General features: G+C 35.6%; 15 protein-coding genes. 6 read left to right on the top strand and 9 right to left on the bottom strand.

The window, feature by feature from the left end; all coding sequences use genetic code 11:
• Window positions 1–464 precede the first annotated feature (464 nt).
• Window positions 465–1199 (top strand): DUF6261 family protein, encoded by a 735-nt coding sequence (locus JCM15579_RS15765; protein ID WP_054721512.1) that lies wholly within the window; start codon window positions 465–467, stop codon window positions 1197–1199.
• A gap of 2 nt (window positions 1200–1201) precedes the next feature.
• Here the strand turns inward: JCM15579_RS15765 and JCM15579_RS15760 are convergent, their stop codons facing one another.
• From JCM15579_RS15760 to JCM15579_RS15750, 3 genes are all read right to left on the bottom strand, one after another.
• Entirely contained in the window at window positions 1202–2071 is an 870-nt protein-coding gene (locus tag JCM15579_RS15760; protein WP_172677452.1) for a DUF3108 domain-containing protein, read from the bottom strand.
• Between the two features lie 32 nt (window positions 2072–2103).
• A complete protein-coding gene (locus JCM15579_RS15755) occupies window positions 2104–2415 on the bottom strand; it encodes an MTH1187 family thiamine-binding protein (RefSeq protein ID WP_054721508.1) in 312 nt (103 codons plus the stop codon).
• A 165-nt stretch (window positions 2416–2580) separates the two neighbouring features.
• The gene (locus JCM15579_RS15750) at window positions 2581–4449 is read right to left on the bottom strand and encodes an Ig-like domain-containing domain (RefSeq protein WP_054721505.1); all 1869 of its coding nucleotides are present in this window, start codon (window positions 4447–4449) and stop codon (window positions 2581–2583) included.
• Between the two features lie 76 nt (window positions 4450–4525).
• On the opposite strand from JCM15579_RS15750, the gene JCM15579_RS15745 reads away from it, so the two are divergent.
• From JCM15579_RS15745 to JCM15579_RS15730, 4 genes are all read left to right on the top strand, one after another.
• On the top strand, window positions 4526–5830 hold the full coding sequence (locus JCM15579_RS15745) for a hypothetical protein (RefSeq protein ID WP_054721503.1): 1305 nt from the start codon (window positions 4526–4528) through the stop codon (window positions 5828–5830).
• 120 nt (window positions 5831–5950) lie between these two features.
• Window positions 5951–6316 carry a DUF8478 family putative metalloprotein gene (locus tag JCM15579_RS15740; RefSeq protein ID WP_054721501.1) on the top strand — a complete coding sequence of 122 codons (366 nt, stop codon included), beginning with the start codon at window positions 5951–5953 and terminating at the stop codon, window positions 6314–6316.
• A 147-nt stretch (window positions 6317–6463) separates the two neighbouring features.
• A complete protein-coding gene (locus JCM15579_RS15735) occupies window positions 6464–8911 on the top strand; it encodes a TonB-dependent receptor (RefSeq protein WP_083464722.1) in 2448 nt (815 codons plus the stop codon).
• Between the two features lie 320 nt (window positions 8912–9231).
• Window positions 9232–10107 (top strand): DUF8429 coiled-coil domain-containing protein, encoded by an 876-nt coding sequence (locus JCM15579_RS15730; RefSeq protein WP_054721497.1) that lies wholly within the window; start codon window positions 9232–9234, stop codon window positions 10105–10107.
• Between the two features lie 85 nt (window positions 10108–10192).
• On the opposite strand, the gene JCM15579_RS15725 is transcribed toward JCM15579_RS15730, so the two are convergent.
• Window positions 10193–10651: a hypothetical protein gene (locus tag JCM15579_RS15725; protein ID WP_054721495.1), complete on the bottom strand. Its 459-nt coding sequence runs from the start codon at window positions 10649–10651 to the stop codon at window positions 10193–10195.
• Window positions 10652–10673: 22 nt separating this feature from the next.
• Entirely contained in the window at window positions 10674–11408 is a 735-nt protein-coding gene (locus tag JCM15579_RS15720) for a hypothetical protein (RefSeq protein WP_172677451.1), read from the bottom strand.
• 331 nt (window positions 11409–11739) lie between these two features.
• Between JCM15579_RS15720 and JCM15579_RS15715 the strand changes: the two genes are divergently transcribed.
• The gene (locus JCM15579_RS15715) at window positions 11740–13029 is read left to right on the top strand and encodes a glycosyltransferase family 4 protein (RefSeq protein ID WP_054721491.1); all 1290 of its coding nucleotides are present in this window, start codon (window positions 11740–11742) and stop codon (window positions 13027–13029) included.
• On the opposite strand, the gene JCM15579_RS15710 is transcribed toward JCM15579_RS15715, so the two are convergent.
• The 4 genes from JCM15579_RS15710 to JCM15579_RS15695 all read right to left on the bottom strand — a co-directional run bounded on the left by JCM15579_RS15710 (window position 13026) and on the right by JCM15579_RS15695 (window position 16206).
• Window positions 13026–13820, bottom strand: coding sequence for an amidohydrolase family protein (locus JCM15579_RS15710; protein WP_054721489.1), 795 nt, complete (start codon window positions 13818–13820; stop codon window positions 13026–13028). The two genes, JCM15579_RS15715 and JCM15579_RS15710, sit on opposite strands and share 4 nt — an antisense overlap.
• Window positions 13817–14650 (bottom strand): DUF4296 domain-containing protein, encoded by an 834-nt coding sequence (locus JCM15579_RS15705; protein ID WP_054721487.1) that lies wholly within the window; start codon window positions 14648–14650, stop codon window positions 13817–13819. Before JCM15579_RS15705 ends, JCM15579_RS15710 begins: the two co-directional genes overlap by 4 nt.
• Window positions 14651–14717: 67 nt before the next feature.
• The gene (locus JCM15579_RS15700) at window positions 14718–15344 is read right to left on the bottom strand and encodes an ABC transporter ATP-binding protein (RefSeq protein ID WP_245625943.1); all 627 of its coding nucleotides are present in this window, start codon (window positions 15342–15344) and stop codon (window positions 14718–14720) included.
• 121 nt (window positions 15345–15465) lie between these two features.
• Entirely contained in the window at window positions 15466–16206 is a 741-nt protein-coding gene (locus JCM15579_RS15695) for an MlaE family ABC transporter permease (RefSeq protein ID WP_054721485.1), read from the bottom strand.
• Window positions 16207–16213 lie beyond the last annotated feature (7 nt).

Below are 16213 nucleotides of genomic sequence, written 5' to 3'. Positions count from 1 at the left end.
TTACCCAATAGTGCCGAGAGGGTAAACAAAAGTTTAAAGCATATTACTTTATGGCTGAAAGAGGGTAAACCAATGCGCAGGGCACTTGCTTGCTTGTAAAAAGGGGGTAAACAATTCATGCAAATGCTTTGCTTGATATTATGATGAGGATATTTGATTGAATTTTATCATTATGTAATCGTGTTTTTGTAGCTGCTAAAAGATTTTACGTATGCATTTACACCTTAGAGATAATTTCTTTGTAAGCCAATTGAAGAATCTATATTTGCTAGCTTTTTTAAATGATACAATATATATAAATATCATGCGTTATATGGATGCTGATTATATAAATGTCTTAAATATAGATATTAAAAAATAGTATGGAATTGTAAATAATAAACAAAATAAATTTGTTGGTAGCAATTGTATTTTATAAATTCGATATGAATAATTCTAAATTTTACTAACTAAAATTACCTAAAATGATTAAAATTCCTATGTTTTACCGCATGCGGATTGCGGAGTATCTAACCTATTCGAACCGTATTTTTAAGTTAATTTCTGAATCGGCTAATGAAAGCATTACTTTTGAGCCTTTTAAAAGCAGAATTAAGAATGTGATCGGAAAATTGGAGAAGGCAACAGAAAAAGTAAACACCCAGTTGCTAACCATAAATGTAACAGAACGTGATGCCAGAAGAGATCAGGCATTTTCGGCTTTGGAGTATTTTGCCATGGCATGCTCGAAAAGGCTGGATACTGAGATCAGCGAATCTGGAAAGATCATTTTAAATGAAATTGACAGTTTGGGTTCGGGTATTATTCGTAAGCCGATGATGGAAGAATCTGCCATTATTAACGGAATGATTGAAAAAATGAAAACTGTAACCAAACTTACCAATGCACTGCAAAAGATGAATGGTGCAGACTGGTTGAACGAGCTGGAAAGCGCACAGACCGATTTTGAGGCTTCTGTTGCAAAAAGGGATGAGGCCAAAACGGAAAGAAATGAGGATGATAGTGTTCTTGCTTGCAAACAAATTAAAAAGGAGTTTGAAGCGTTCTATAAATACCTTGACGTGATGTGTGATATCGAAACGGATGCTACATATTCCAATTTGGCAAAAGAGATCAATATTGTAACTGAAGAAACCAATAATATTATTGCACAAAGAGTTGGTCGTTTGACCACCGATGAGGAAGTTGTGGTTGAATAAACCTACTCCTCAATATCTAATTTGCCGTTGCGCTTTTTGAAAAAGGAATTCTTGGAGTTTCTCAATCCCTCGTAGGAATCCAGAATTCCTTTTACACTTCCTACCAAAACCTTGGCTTCAACCTGTATGGGAATGCGGTTGTCGTCGTTGCTCAGCCAAACAGTCATGTCTTCTCCGCCTTTAAACATGGTTCCCTCCACCAATAGAGGCGAAAATTTTAGACATTCGAATTGTTCGCCCGATTTGGTTTTAATAATTTCCACCCCTTTGTAGCGAATGTATAGCGAATGAATTTCGTTATCAACCAACATGGATAATGGAATTTTATCGCCCTTCTTGTATTGGCTAAAATCCAGGTTGCGCACATAGTAGGCCACCGATAGAATGTCGAAGGTGCATGGCTTGTTGGCCAAAGTATCTAGTTTTTCAGGCTTCTCACGTTTCTGAATTTTCGAAAGTATGGTACTGTCGGAGTAGTTGAACCAATATTCATGATGGGCATGGTACTTTGCCTCATGGGTTCGTCTATCGAAATACAATGGAGTTAGGCTCTTTATTTCGGTATAGGCAGTAAGCGTATCGCGCAAGTGGAAAAACCAATCGAAGGCCTTTAGGTTTTTACCTGTACCATAAAATTTGTAGGCATCCATTTCCTTGTATTTGCTTTTTTCAACACTAAGGTTTACCTCGCCGGCAGCTACCCATATAAATCCCCAGTTGTAGTATCCACGATAGGTTAGTTTCTCGCCAGTATCGAATGCAAAATTCTTTTCGAGGCATTGTCCCGAAGCATAATTGCTACAGAAAACAGGCAACAGCAATACAAATATGAGAACATATTGTAGTCTTGGCGGGAATATCAGTTTTATCAACAATACTTTATCCTTATTACTTTATACTTGTATTATCTGCTTACTTTTCCAATCTTATTTTCGATGGCTTCAACCTTAGTTTTTAGGCGATTGTTTTTGCCTTTTTGGCTATCGATATTCATGGTACAGTATATGCGATTCGAGTTTTCGGCCAAAATATCGTGCGATTTGTTTACCACTTCTAAAGCCTGAGCCATGGTATCGGTTTCCAGTAAGGTTCCCATAGCAGTAAGTTGGTAGTTATAGCCGCTTTCGCGGATCAGGTCAATTACCTTGCTAACCTCTGAACTAACACTGTCGCCCTTATCGGTTGGGAATATTGCAAATTCAACTAAAACTGACATTTTATATCGTTTATAAATGAAACAAGCATGATTAAAATAATTGTTAATCAAACTCGATAATGATTATTTTGATCTTGCGGCTTCCATCTGACCTAAAAATGAAAATTATAATCAGATGAAATTAATAATGGATACAATGCCGATCTATTCATTAAAGGATCGGTATCATTTTTTACGTTTGTTCTTCTTGGCTTTTTTGTCGATCGCCTCTTTCATCTCTTTGGCCTCATGATCAAGATCGTGCTTGTGGTCATGAGATTGGAATACCACCTCTTTGCTGGCAGGAATCATGATTCTGTCTTCAACCTCCCAGTTCGATCTTATTTTTAATTCCTTATAGAAATAGTATACCTGTTCGGGTTGTACTTTTTCCTTGTAGTTACCAGTATCCCAAACACCGTTGTTGTTACGATCTTCAATTACTTTAACCACGTAAGTTTTTGGTTCCAGGTAATTGAAAATTATGGTTTGATCGGATTCTATTTTCTTGGTTTGAATTAACTTCTCACTCTTTCCACTTTCAAGCAATTGCACCAAAGTAGGCATTTTCACACCCGATACATTCATAAACAACTTGCCGTAATGTTCTTGCTCCTGGGTTTTAATTTTCCCTTGGAATGAGTCGCTGTACAAACCGTAAATATTTTGGAATGCCGTTGAGTCGATGTCAATTTTATAACTGGTTTCAGGCTCCCAATCTACAATGAAATTGTACTGTAAAAGATTTTTTGGATCTTTCTCGATTTTAAAATCGGCAGGAATTTCCAAAGTATCCTTCATTTGGTAAAAATGAATGCTGTCGTAATTGATCTTAGCCAAGGGTTCATCGAAATGTATTGCAATGTTTTTGTGCAAATCTTGCGACGAACTGGTTTTAAAGCTAAACTGGTATTGAGGCTTTTTAATTTTTACTTGCTTCTTTTTATTTTTCGGTTGTTTAGCTACTTTCTTGTCTTTAAAGTTCAGTTTTACGGTATCCTGAAATAGGCTAAGCTGGTTTGTAGAGTCGGTTTTCAGGTATTGTAATGCTGCCAATAAAGTATCTCGTTTGTAAATGGTCGAATCGGTAATCCAGAAAGCAAGTGTGTCTTTTCTTGGATTGATTTCAGCCAAAAACCAATTTGGATTCTCTTCAAATCCTATAAAATCAATTTTTAAACTATCAGTTCTTTTGGCATTGAATTCAAACTCAAGCTTCTCTCTTCTTGGTCGTTTATATCCTGTAAGGTATTGCAATGGATTTTCTTCGTCGAACATTCTGATGTGAATGTTGTTTGGTTCCAAAGCGGTAGCTTTGCTTAGCACCACAGAGTCGCCACCAATTGAATCCAATTGCTCAAAGCGGTGAGCCGAAGGAACAATCAATTCATCGAAAAAGCCAATCATTTCGCCAGGACCATTGTACATATAGTCTCTGTTGCCATCAACAAGGGCAAAAAGTTTATAGGTTCCTTCACGCAGGTTATTCAATTGAAAATATCCTGCCGAGTCTGTTAATGCAATGTAATCGGGAATGCTGGTTAAAGGCACTGAATCGTGAGTGTTCAGGTATGCCATTACCATCGATTTTTCAACCGGAAGTTCGTTAAAAGCATTGTCAATCTTCCCTTTAATACTTAAAGAATCGATTGTTTCGCCAGTTGAAAATACAAATTGGTAGTCACCCAGAGGATTTCCTTCGTTGTTGTCTACAATACCATCTCCAAAATCAAGGGTGTAAGTGGTATTTTCTTTTAATTCCTCTTCTAGTTTTACATATATCGATCTCCCTTTTAATTTTACGATCGGAGCTTTCTTAAACGGAGGCGAAACCACAAACTTTTCATTGATATTTTCAAGTTTGACGAATTCATCGAAGAAAATCTCTACTTTGCCACCTTTAAAATTAAGAGCGTAATTTTCAGGCTTGGTTTCCGTAACCTTTGGAGGGGTCTTATCTTCAGGTCCACCGGTTGGGTAACCCTGATTAGCACAAGAATATATAAATAACGAAACTGATAATCCCAGAAGGATGTTTAAAGCTATCTTTTTCAAATTGATTGGTTTTGATAATTGAAATTCGTAACAAAATTACAAAGTTTAAGTACAAAAATAAGTTAATAAAAGTAAAATGGTTGATTCATCTTCATTTTCGATAGAAAACAGGAAAAAATTTTTAGAGGAAGCTACTGGCAGCAAGTTTGATTTTGTATTTACAAACTGTGGTTTCAAGGAGGCTTTGTTCTGTTTAATTGCTTCGGGGCTGGGCTTTCGTTGTGCTTTGTTTTGCAAGTACGATTTTGAAAATAAGCTTCATACCGTTGTGGATACCAAAGATGCAGGCAAGAAATCCATTATCAGTTTGCGTGAGCGTTTCCCTCACTTGATTCTTCCTGATGAATACCTTCATGTTCAGAAAGAGAAGAAGCGTTTTGCAGGATTATTTTCCAATGCCATTAAAGAAAAGGATTTGTCGCGATATGAATCGGCCTTGCAATTAGGCGAAGGTGCTTCTGTTAGCCTGGAGAATGAGTTTAAAATTAATGCCAACCGATTGTTGATTTCGATTATTAAATCGGCAGTTGAGAATGGGGTGTGTATTCTAAATCATGTGGATTGCGAGCCAGGAAGCGAGGGGGATTTAATTGTGTCGGATCGTTTGAATCTGATAGAGGATTCTTATTCGATTCATTACAACAAGTTGGCGCAGTTTGCCGATTTGAATAGTGAGCAAAAAACCGAGCTACAGATTTATTTGAACAAGAAAGGCCTGTTTTTAAAGCGAAGCTTAAAGTTTCATGTCGAGGACAAATTGGTTCGATTGATCAGGTATCAGGATCATTTCTTATTGATTTGCGAAAGCGATGATATGAATCTTGATTTTGTGAAGAAGGTATTGGATGAATTGAGCTCGATGTTTGTGCACGAAATATCTTTTAGCGAAGATGATATTATATCTTCTCAAATTGTTTTGGTAGATAGCATGGACAATTTAAAAGAACAACTTTCGGTTTTAGAGAAGTATTGCAAGCAGCATTTGAATGTTTCAGGATCTGAATTTGTAGAGCGATTGCACAAGTTTTCCATTATCGATTCACACTTCGAAGGTCGAAAGGAAATACAGGAGTTGATAGAATTTGCCGACTTTAAATACGATGAAGCAAAACAAACAGGAATTGATCCCATTTCTTTTAAAAATGTTTTTTACCGATTTGGTTCCGAATCTGAACAATTAACTGAATTGGCTTACGAGTGGCGAGCAAAATATGGTCCCGGTGAAAAATTGTGGCAAAATGTGCAATTGTGGTACTTGTACAAGCATGAAATGATTTGTAGTATGGATGATTATTATGCTCGAATAAATTCTATAGATAAGACAAATCCATCGAATTTATCTATCGATGAAGAGGTTATGAATAAGTGTCTTTTTGTATAATCACCCCAAAAGTGTTGTGGAACATACTGTTTATATAATATACCAACTATTAGGTATTGTTTGCTGAACATAGGTGGTCTATTTTTGTTGTGTTATTAACGTAATGCAATAGAATAGAACGTGAATTTGTTTGAAAAATATAAGAAGGCAATTGTCTGCATCCTTTTACCAGCCATGTTGATGCTGGCAGGCAATGCTGTATTCAACTGGCACGTTCATAAAAATGATCAAGGACAATTAATTGTTCACGCTCACCCTTTTCACAATTCTGGAAATACTCAGGGAGCAAGTGGTCATTCACATTCCGCTCAGGATTGTTTTTCGATTAATCAACTAACAAGTTTCTTATTTGTGCTGGCTGCAGTAATTATTGTAGCCCTGCAACTTGGTAAATTGGTTGACGTATCGAAAGTCTATCATTACCATGTAAAGAAAAATTTACTTGCTACCCTTTTACCCAATCGGGCTCCTCCTGTATTGGCATAGCAATTCATTTTTGTATTCAATGGCTTGAGTACAGAACCCTATTATTTATTGGTGTAATATTGATGATGCGGTGCTTTCATGGCTCTGTAGATCTTTTTACACACGTCAATTCTGACAAACATTTACATAAACTATAAATACTAAGAAATGAGAATTTTAACTCATCTACTTGTCGGCATTTGCATGCTGATTGGTTTCTCGTTTTCTGCTAATGCAGAAAAACTTACCGCTAGCATTAAAGGAAAAGTTATTGATGTAAATAGCAAAGAACCTATTCCATACGCTACTGTAGCATTAGAAGGTTCTTCTGTTGGTGCCGTAACCAATTTCGAAGGAGAATTTGTAATTGAAGATGTTCCTATGGGACATTACCATGTGGTGGCAAGTTGTGTAGGATATCAAATCAAAACAAAAGAGTGTGACTTGAAAGCAGGCAAGGGAATATCTCTTGAATTTTCTATAGCAGAAGATTTTATTGGTCTGGAACAGGTTGTTGTAACTGCCGATAGAAACAATATACAGCGTAAGGATGCGCCAGTTGTGGTAAATTCTATTTCAACAAAATTGTTGGAGCAAACATCAGCAGCAACTTTGGCTGATGGTTTGGTGTTCTCACCAGGTTTGCGTGTTGAAAATGACTGCAACAACTGTGGTTTCTCACAGGTTAGAATGAATGGTTTGGAAGGGCCTTACACTCAAATCCTGATTAATAGCCGTCCAATTTTTAGTGGTTTGGCTGCAGTATACGGACTAGAACACATTCCATCTAATATGATACAACGTGTAGAAGTTGTGCGAGGTGGAGGATCAGCTCTTTTTGGAGGGAATGCCATTGCAGGTACCATTAATATCATCACAAAAGATCCTGTTAGTGATTCGTTTAAAGCAGGTTTTAAATATGGTGCAGTTGGAGTAGGCGCTGATGGAGCCGGAAGTGTAGCAAATGATTTTACTGCAGATTTTAATGCTTCGGTGGTTTCAGAGGACAACAAGAGTGGTATTTTCATCTTTGGTATGAACCGCCAGCGTGACGATTGGGATGCCAATGAAGATGGATATTCTGATTTGGTGAAGATCGAAAATTTAAGTGCTGGTTTAAGAGCTTATCACAGATTTAGTGATTTAGGCAAACTTACCCTTGAATACCATATTGTTGATGAGTTTCGTAGAGGAGGTGATCAACTGGATTTACCTGCACACCAGGCTTTGGTTGCTGAACAGGTAAAACACAGAATTAACTCAGGAGGAGTTGTTTGGGATCAGTTCTTCAATCAGGATCGCCACACCAAATTATCTGTTTATGCGTCTGCGCAGCATATCGATAGAGATAGTTATTATGGTGCTGCTACCTTGGAAGATGATAATGGAAATCCATTGGATGTGCCAATTCCAGATTTTAGTTCATATGGTACGACTGATGATTTGGCTGTTTCTTTAGGAGCACAGCTTCACACAAAAGTGGCTAATCTATTGCTTTCACCTGCTGATTTGACTTTTGGTGTTGAGAATGTATACAACCAATTGAAAGATGATAAGTTGGGCTATTACGATATCGAAACTTCGAAATTTGTTCCAACGACTAACATTGCTGATCAAAAATCGAATACCATTGGAGCATTTGCTCAAAGTAAATGGGATTTGGGATTTATGAATTTCCTTTTGGGAGTTAGAATGGATTCTTACAGCATTACCAACGACGAGAATGGAAGTGATGATTCGAATGTTGTAATCAGTCCTCGTGCGAATGTCTTGTTCAAATTATCAGAGCCAACACAACTTCGTTTCAGCTATGCCAGAGGATTTAGAGCTCCCCAAATTTTTAACGAAGATTTGCATATTGAAGCTTCAGGCGCAAGAAGAATCATTCATGAGAATGATCCCAACCTAAAAGAGGAAACTTCGAACAGTTTTACTGCTTCTTTAGATTTTACCAAAACCTTTGGCAAAACACAGACCTACTTTTTGGTAGAAGGTTTCTATACAGATTTAAAAGACCCTTTTGTGAATGAGTTTAGCGATCCTGATGCAGATGGAAATGTGGTATCCTTAAGAAAAAATGCCGAAGGAGCTGTGGTAAAAGGAGCAAATATTGAATTCAAAATGGCTCCATCATACAAGTTAGATTTCCAGATGGGAATGACACTTCAGTCAAGCAAATACGATGAGGTAATCGACCATGGTGACGATGATGATGCATCAAATAGTTCGAGTAAAAATATTTTAAGAACTCCAGAGCGTTACGGATATTTTGCCATGAACTGGAAACCAATTCATGAGTTTACAGCAACATTTAGTGGTTCGTATACAGGTGCCATGGATGTTCTTCACCTTGCTGGAGGTTTAGATCCAAACGAAAAGGAAATTTCAACAGAGAGCATTGTAAAGTCTGATGATTTTATGGATATGGGAATCAATTTTGCTTACCACTTCGATTTAGGTAGAGAAGTAAAATTACAGTTGGATTTTGGTGTGAAGAACATTTTCAATTCGTTCCAGGATGATTTTGATAGAGGTCCAAGCCGTGATGCAGGATACATTTACGGGCCATTAAATCCAAGAACCATTTACTTGGGTGTGAAAATTGGCAACTTTTAGTAGAAAATTTCTACATGCAATTGTAGTAAAAACTGTGGGTTAGTTTTAACGGGACTGTTTCATTTTATGACAGTTCCGTTTTTTTGTGCTTCAATTTTTAACTTGGTACAATAATTGACTGAAGTTTTATGGTGTATTCATTTTAAATCAGAAATTATGGTATGATAATACCGATACTGAATTAAGCATTGTAAGAAGCAAAATGATTTTAGCAATCTTTTTGATATACAATTGGTATAACATGATGGATACAGGGATTTTTTAAAAAAGATAAGTAAATTTGCACGAAACATTAAAAAGACTGAATTACCACGGGAGATATGGAAAACGAGAAGAAAGATAAGATTTACAAAGGCGTACTAATAGGATTGGGAATAGTATTGGTTGTTGTTGCAGTAATGTACTACTCGGAACATCGCGAAAACAAAAGATACATTGGTGAAATTACCTTAGAGAAATTAAGCTTACAGAACGAACTTGAATTGCTTTCGGCGGACTATGATTCATTGCAAACAAGCAACGATACTTTAAATGTTCAGTTAAAAATGGAGCAAGAGAAAATCTCGGAGCTTCTGGAAAGAATGAAAGTATTTCGAAACAATTCGTATGCGGAAATTAACAAATACAAGCGTGAGTTAGGAACATTAAAAGAAGTTCTTAGAGATTATATTGTTCAAATTGACTCATTGAACACTCGAAACCAATTATTGACTGCTGAAAATCAGAGAGTGAAAAAGCAAATTGATTGGGTAAAAGAGAGAAATCAAAAGCTTGAGGAATCAACCGAGAATATGAAAGAAGTAATTAGTAAGGCTGCTGCTCTTGATGTTGCCGGACTTGCTTGTTATCCAATCAATAAAAAGGGAAAAACGGTTAAAAAGATTTCTAAAACAGTAAAATTGAAAACCAGTTTTACTTTGCGAAAGAATATTACAGCATCAACAGGGGCTAAAGAAATTTTTGTTCGTTTGACTCGTCCGGATGAGGTGGTTCTTGGAAATCCACAGAATCTGTTATTCGACTTTGAAAATACCAAATTGGTGTACTCTGCCAAGCGTGAAATCGATTATGAAGGAGATGAGCTGGAAGTAGCAATTTTCTGGGACAATGATGGCAGCTTAATTGAAGGTGAATACAAAATTGATGTATTTGCTGAAGGAAATCACATCGGAAACGCGAAGTTTATATTGAAGTAGACTTTTCTACGATACTAGATAAAAAATAAGCTTGACAAATTTGTCAAGCTTATTTTTTGCTGTGAACTTTTGTCAAGCAGCATTACTACTTAAATATTGTTCTCGAACCGAAAGCTCTAAAACCAATTAGAATCGAAACGCAGCCACTTTCAATCTCCCCTTTGGTCATATTTTCGGGAACCAATACACGAATGATAAAATCATCGGTACTTTCAACCATAAAATCCCAAATGTTGGTATGGTCTTCATCTGCATTATCGTAGAGTAGGTTGTATTCCGTGTCGAACAACTGGAACTGTAACTTACCCAGTTGTGTTTCTCCTTTTACAAGAATTCTATATTCCTGATCTTTATAGAAAGTTAATTGTAGTTCAGCCGTTTCTCCTTGCGAAAGTACCGCATTATTTAATTGCCCATTAAAAGTGTATGGATTCAATAGAGGGATACATTCCTTTTTTGTGTATTCATTACACTGGGCCAAAGTGAATTTTGGTAAGGCTAAAATACAAATTGTGAATATGGCGAATTTTAATAATATCTTCATAAGTAGTGAGTTTTAACAGAAATTATAATTCGGTAAGCTTGGCTCTTATTCGATTGTTAATTTCATGAATGCTTCTAATCGTTTCGTTCGAAGCGGTTAGAGTAACTTTATTTTGAATTATAGTTTTTCCGTTTTTCGATTTTAAGCTCGATGGTGTTTTTTTAACTTGCTCAATTTCTCTGAATTTGGCATCTAGTTCCTTTAAATCAGGTAATACCTCATTAATTTTTTCCTCATTTCGATATTGACTTAACAAACCAATTAAATTTTTAACTGAATGTTTTTGCTGGGCAATTAAGCTTACCAACTCTTTTTGAGGTTTTTCTAAGTCGATAATGTTTGTGGCCAGGTATAGGGTTTCTATCCACCCACCAAAAACAATGAGTGCAGCAGTTCCTCCACGCTGATTCTCTTTTAAATAACTATCTGATTGGGTAAATGTTTCCGATATGATATTTAATAAGGAATCCTGATTCTCAATATTTTCCTCCACACGTTTGGCTGTAAGCTTTTCCTGCTCTTCAGGTATGCCCAATTCACGAGTAAACTTCTTGATGACAGCAAGGTAATGGGCAGCATCCTGAAATTGATTGTAAATACGGATATAACTTAAATCAGCACCATAAATTCCAATATTTATGGCCATATCAGCTTGCGATAAATAGTTGTCGGCGTTGTTCACAGAGTTCATTAAATCTGGCTGATAAGGAAGGTCCATTTTCTTCATTAATTCTGTTACCTGTATAGGGCTTGGCACATTGTAGAAGAGTTTTTTTACAGAATCAAAATTCTGGGGTTGTGCGAGATTATTTTCCTGTGTATTTTCTTTTGATCTGGTATTGCTGTTGCACGAAAAGCACAGTAATGTATTTGTAAAAATCATTAAGAAACAGATTACTCTGATAGTGAATTTTAACATAATTTATGTGTTTATTCTAAGTTTTGAAATGGTAATAAACTTAAAGTTATACTTTTACAGTCAATAAGCAAGCAAAAAAATAATATATCGCACCTTCCACAAAAAACACTTAAATTGTAGAAACAATTGAAAATGTTGTTGTAAATGAATAGTTAAAAAGTAATTAGGTATGAGAATCGGAATACTTATAGGAAGAATTGGAGGTGTAGATGGGGTTGCATTGGAAACAGAAAAATGGATTAAAGTATTCCGAAAAATGGGGCACGAAGTGTTCACATTATCAGGACAGTTCGAAGAAAGAAAATTAGATCCTCAGTTTGAAACATTGGTTCCTGAAATGTCTTTTTTTTCACCAGAAGGTTTTTGGGGACAAAAGAAAGCTTTTCATTTTCCTGATAATAACTTACCAGAACTTTTGGAGCATATACATTTCTATGCTGATTTGATTGGTAATAAGATTATTAATTGGGCAAGAGAAAAAAAAATTGATGTTTTTGTTTCTGAGAATGCTTCAGCTTTGCCAGCTCATTTGGAAATGGGCTTGGGAATTAAAAAAGCAATTGTAGAACTCGGATTACCTGCCATTACTCACGATCATGATTTTTATTGGGAAAGAGGAGATAGATATCTGTCTCCATATGCTGAAATTAACCAAATTGTTGCCGATAATTTTCCATTACGATTGCCAAATGTTTTTCATGCAGTAATTAATACCTATGGAAAAGATACATTGCAAACAAGATTCGAAAGAGAATCGGTTGTTGTGCCTAATGTGATGAATTTTGATTTGCCTTTTGGAGAGATCAATGATACTAATATCAATTTAAAACGAAATTTAGGTTTGCATGAGAATGACTATATTCTTGCTCAGGTTACCAGAATTGTGCGTCGTAAAGGAATTGAAACAGCTATTAAGCTAATTCATATGCTTGATGATGCAAATGCAAAACTGGTAATTACTGGCAGTCATTCCGATGATGAGGGAAACGTGTACTACAATGAACTGATTGAGCAGATTCATGAATTAAAACTGGAAGGACAGGTAATGTTTGCCTCTCATATTATCAAGAACAATAGAAGGCAAACACCAGGAAGCAAATCCTATGCTCTTTCGGATGCCTATGCTCATGCCAAGGCAAGTACTTATTTTAGTACCTACGAAGGTTTTGGGAATGCGTTTATCGAATCGGTATTGGCAAAATGTCCAATTTTTGTGAACAATTACAAACCAGTTTATTGGCCTGATATTGGGAGTAGAGGATTTAAAACGGTCATGCTCGAGGATAATATAATAACCGATAAAGCATTAGCCGATATGAAAGAAGTAATTCATAATGAAAAGCTGAATCGGGAAATAGGGGAGTACAATTACCACTTGGGTAAGAAATATTTTTCTTTTGATACTTTAGAAGAAAAATTGGTTGAGCTTTTGGATAAAGCCGCCAAATTCTCTTCTTAAATTAAAATTTTAAGCTCAGCTTGATTGGTTAGCTGATTGCTGGTAAAATCAATTCCTGAAATAAGGTTTAATCCTGGTTTCTTACCGATTTCTAAAGATCCAAATTCATTATCAATTTGTAAAATTTGTGCAGGGTTAAAACTTGCCCATTTTAGCATTTCCCAAACAGGTAGCTTAGGGAATTTTTGCTGAATCAGTTTCATCTCTTCAAAAACTGAAAGCTTTTGGTGCGTACCAAGTGATCCTGTTCCAATACAAAATTGATTGTAGCTACCAGATTCTATTTTGCACTTTTCCATCATCAAATGATTTATTAATGTAATGGAATTGGTGTGCGATTTTTCATTTCCCGCAAGTTGATAGATCACATTTTCATCTGGTGTAATAAAATGAACTTTCGACTTTTCCTTTTTCGATTGTGAATCTTGATGAGGAAATAGATCAGCAGCTGCTTTTGTTCCAAAAGCCTCTAAATGATTAATGCTTCTTTGCACAGATGGTAAATCAGCTTCTAATGAATTTACCTTAGATTTTAGGTTTGCATGAAAATTCCCGGTTGCACATTCATTAAAATCTTGAGCTGTAAAGTTGCTGTAGGAAAGTAATGTAAATGCATCAACAAATCCTGGGACTATTGTTCCACCGTAAAACTCAAGATTTTCAATTTCCTTAAAATTGTTCTTTGTGTCAATAATATCCACAATTCTGTTGGTATCATCAAGAACAATTATGCCATTTTTTAATGGAGCCGAGCTGACTGGAAAAATATAATTTGCAGTTATTTTTCTCATCTTAAGTCAGGAATAAATTCTTCTCGATCCAGGTGTCTTTTTATTTCGTTTTCAATCTCAATTGAGTCAGGCTTCATTTCGGGATTGAAAATTTTAATATTCTTAATCTCATATTCCTGAGTAAATGTTTTAAGATCGTTATCCCAGTTAAACAGATTACCTACCAGATGAGTGTAAGTTGTATCAGGATATTCTAACTGTATGGTGTAGGTTTTAAAAATGGAATCTTTTTCAATCTTAACAGGATCAAAATGTACTTTTTGAGGACCGTTAGTGGTATCTTTTTTCCAGAAATAAGCTTCCATTCTAGGATTTTCCGTTTGATCTTTTTCAAATATTCTGATATCAGCAGATACAGTGTAAACTCCAGTTTCTTTGATAGGAATTCTAAAATCAAAAGTTGGTTTACCATTTTTTGGTACAATCCAGTGGTTTTTTCTTTTCCACAGGTTAATGGTATCCTGTTCAAGCTTCGCATTTTTTATATCAATACGATATTTGGTCTCTAATCGGTTTAGAGAGTCAATCACCTTATCATAAATTTTTGTAAAATTAGCGGTGTTTTCAGCATAATAAGCTACACATGAATCGAACTCAGCAGGTTGTACGTTGTACTTTTCGTAAATGGAGTTGTAGTAATAACTTGGTCGATAATTTTTACCAGCTCGGTAAATATTCTGTGCAGACATCGTACCATCTGCAATGTGAATATCAATTAGCATTTTTGTAAATTCTTCCTGATTTAATTTAGGAACATTCTTTTTTTCCTTAGAGCAAGAAAATAGAAAAACCGAAATGGTGGCTATTGTAATTATCAATACTTTATTCATCGAATAACTTAACTTGTTTGTTGGCAAAGATAATAATTGCTTGCGTAATCTATGGATTTAGAAGCAATCAGGTTGATTTTTTAATATTTTTAAACAAATCTGAAGCAAACACAAAATCATTTAATGCCTGATTGTCGGTATTGAATATTTGATCTTTATTTCCTTCCCATGCTTTAAATCCCTTACTAATGAAAAGTATTTTCTCACCAATTTCCATAACTGAATTCATGTCGTGAGTATTAATAATAGTTGTCATATTAAACTCTTTGGTGATTTCCTGAATCAAATTATCAATAACAATTGCTGTTACCGGATCCAAACCAGAATTTGGTTCGTCACAAAACAAATACTTTGGGTTTAAAGCGATTGCCCTGGCAATTGCAACACGTTTTTGCATTCCACCACTAATTTCAGCAGGATAAAGATGATTGGCATTATGAATGTTTACTCTATCCAAACAAAATGCTACTCTTTTGTTCTTCTCTTTTTCCGACATGCTTGAGAACATGTCCAAAGGAAATTTCACATTCTCTTCCACATTTAAAGAATCAAACAATGCTCCACCCTGAAAAACCATTCCCATTTCCTTTCGGATTTCTTTCTTGCCATTGCGATTTAACTCAGTAAAATTTCTGTCGTTGTAATATATTGCACCATCATCAATGTCATGCAAACCAATTATCGATTTAAGCAAAACGGTTTTACCCGATCCACTTTGTCCGATGATTAAATTGGTTTTGCTGATTCGAAGATAATAGAGATATCGTTTAAGACTTTTAAATCGCCAAATGATTTATTTACGTTTTCCAGTCGGATCATTTTAAGAGTATTTGTGTTAGGATCACGTTAGACAAGAGTATTAAAATACTGCTGTTTACAACCGCTTTTGTACTGGCTTTACCAACTTCTAGTGCTCCGCCTTTTACGTAATAACCATAGTAGGATGGAACGGCTGTAATAATAAAGGCAAACACAGCGGTTTTTATTAATGAATAAGTGATATAATAGGGGATAAAACCATATTGAATTCCATAAATAAACTCTGATATAGGAACTGTACTGGTTAAGTATCCTGCTGATAATCCACCCAATATTCCTACGAAAACACTTAAAACATATAAGAATGGATTAATAAAAAGAGCAGCTACAATCTTTGGAAGAATTAAATGATTGGCTGAATTAATGCCCATTATTTCCAAGGCATCAATCTGCTCTGTAACTCTCATCGACCCAATTTCGGAAGCGATATTTGAACCAACTTTACCGGCAAGAATCAAACCAACAATAGTTGATGAAAATTCAAGAAGCATGGATTCTCTGGTTGTATAACCTACCAAATAGTCAGGCAATAGCGGGTTAAGCATATTGTATGCCGTTTGCAATGCAATAACGGCTCCCATGAATAGAGAAATAATTACTACAATTCCAATTGAATTGATTCCAAGTTTATGAATTTCCTTCACAATTTGCGAGAAAAACAATTTTTCTTTTTCTGGTTTGGAAAGGACCAAAAGAAGAAATCTAGAGAATTTACCAACGTGTTCGAACAGATTCATAACTTAA

The organism is Marinifilum fragile JCM 15579 (assembly GCF_001310955.1).
GTDB classification, from domain to species: Bacteria; Bacteroidota; Bacteroidia; order Bacteroidales; family Marinifilaceae; genus Marinifilum; species Marinifilum fragile.
This window is presented reverse-complemented; position numbering and strand designations above follow the sequence as displayed.

What these genes read in the sequence shown, in the direction of transcription:
- JCM15579_RS15765 (WP_054721512.1), top strand. Translation starts at nt 465, where the DNA reads ATGATTAAAATTCCTATGTTTTACCGCATGCGGATTGCGGAGTATCTA.
- JCM15579_RS15755 (WP_054721508.1), bottom strand. Translation starts at nt 2,415, where the DNA reads ATGTCAGTTTTAGTTGAATTTGCAATATTCCCAACCGATAAGGGCGAC.
- JCM15579_RS15745 (WP_054721503.1), top strand. Translation starts at nt 4,526, where the DNA reads ATGGTTGATTCATCTTCATTTTCGATAGAAAACAGGAAAAAATTTTTA.
- JCM15579_RS15735 (WP_083464722.1), top strand. Translation starts at nt 6,464, where the DNA reads ATGAGAATTTTAACTCATCTACTTGTCGGCATTTGCATGCTGATTGGT.
- JCM15579_RS15730 (WP_054721497.1), top strand. Translation starts at nt 9,232, where the DNA reads ATGGAAAACGAGAAGAAAGATAAGATTTACAAAGGCGTACTAATAGGA.
- JCM15579_RS15725 (WP_054721495.1), bottom strand. Translation starts at nt 10,651, where the DNA reads ATGAAGATATTATTAAAATTCGCCATATTCACAATTTGTATTTTAGCC.
- JCM15579_RS15715 (WP_054721491.1), top strand. Translation starts at nt 11,740, where the DNA reads ATGAGAATCGGAATACTTATAGGAAGAATTGGAGGTGTAGATGGGGTT.
- JCM15579_RS15710 (WP_054721489.1), bottom strand. Translation starts at nt 13,820, where the DNA reads ATGAGAAAAATAACTGCAAATTATATTTTTCCAGTCAGCTCGGCTCCA.
- JCM15579_RS15705 (WP_054721487.1), bottom strand. Translation starts at nt 14,650, where the DNA reads ATGAATAAAGTATTGATAATTACAATAGCCACCATTTCGGTTTTTCTA.
- JCM15579_RS15695 (WP_054721485.1), bottom strand. Translation starts at nt 16,206, where the DNA reads ATGAATCTGTTCGAACACGTTGGTAAATTCTCTAGATTTCTTCTTTTG.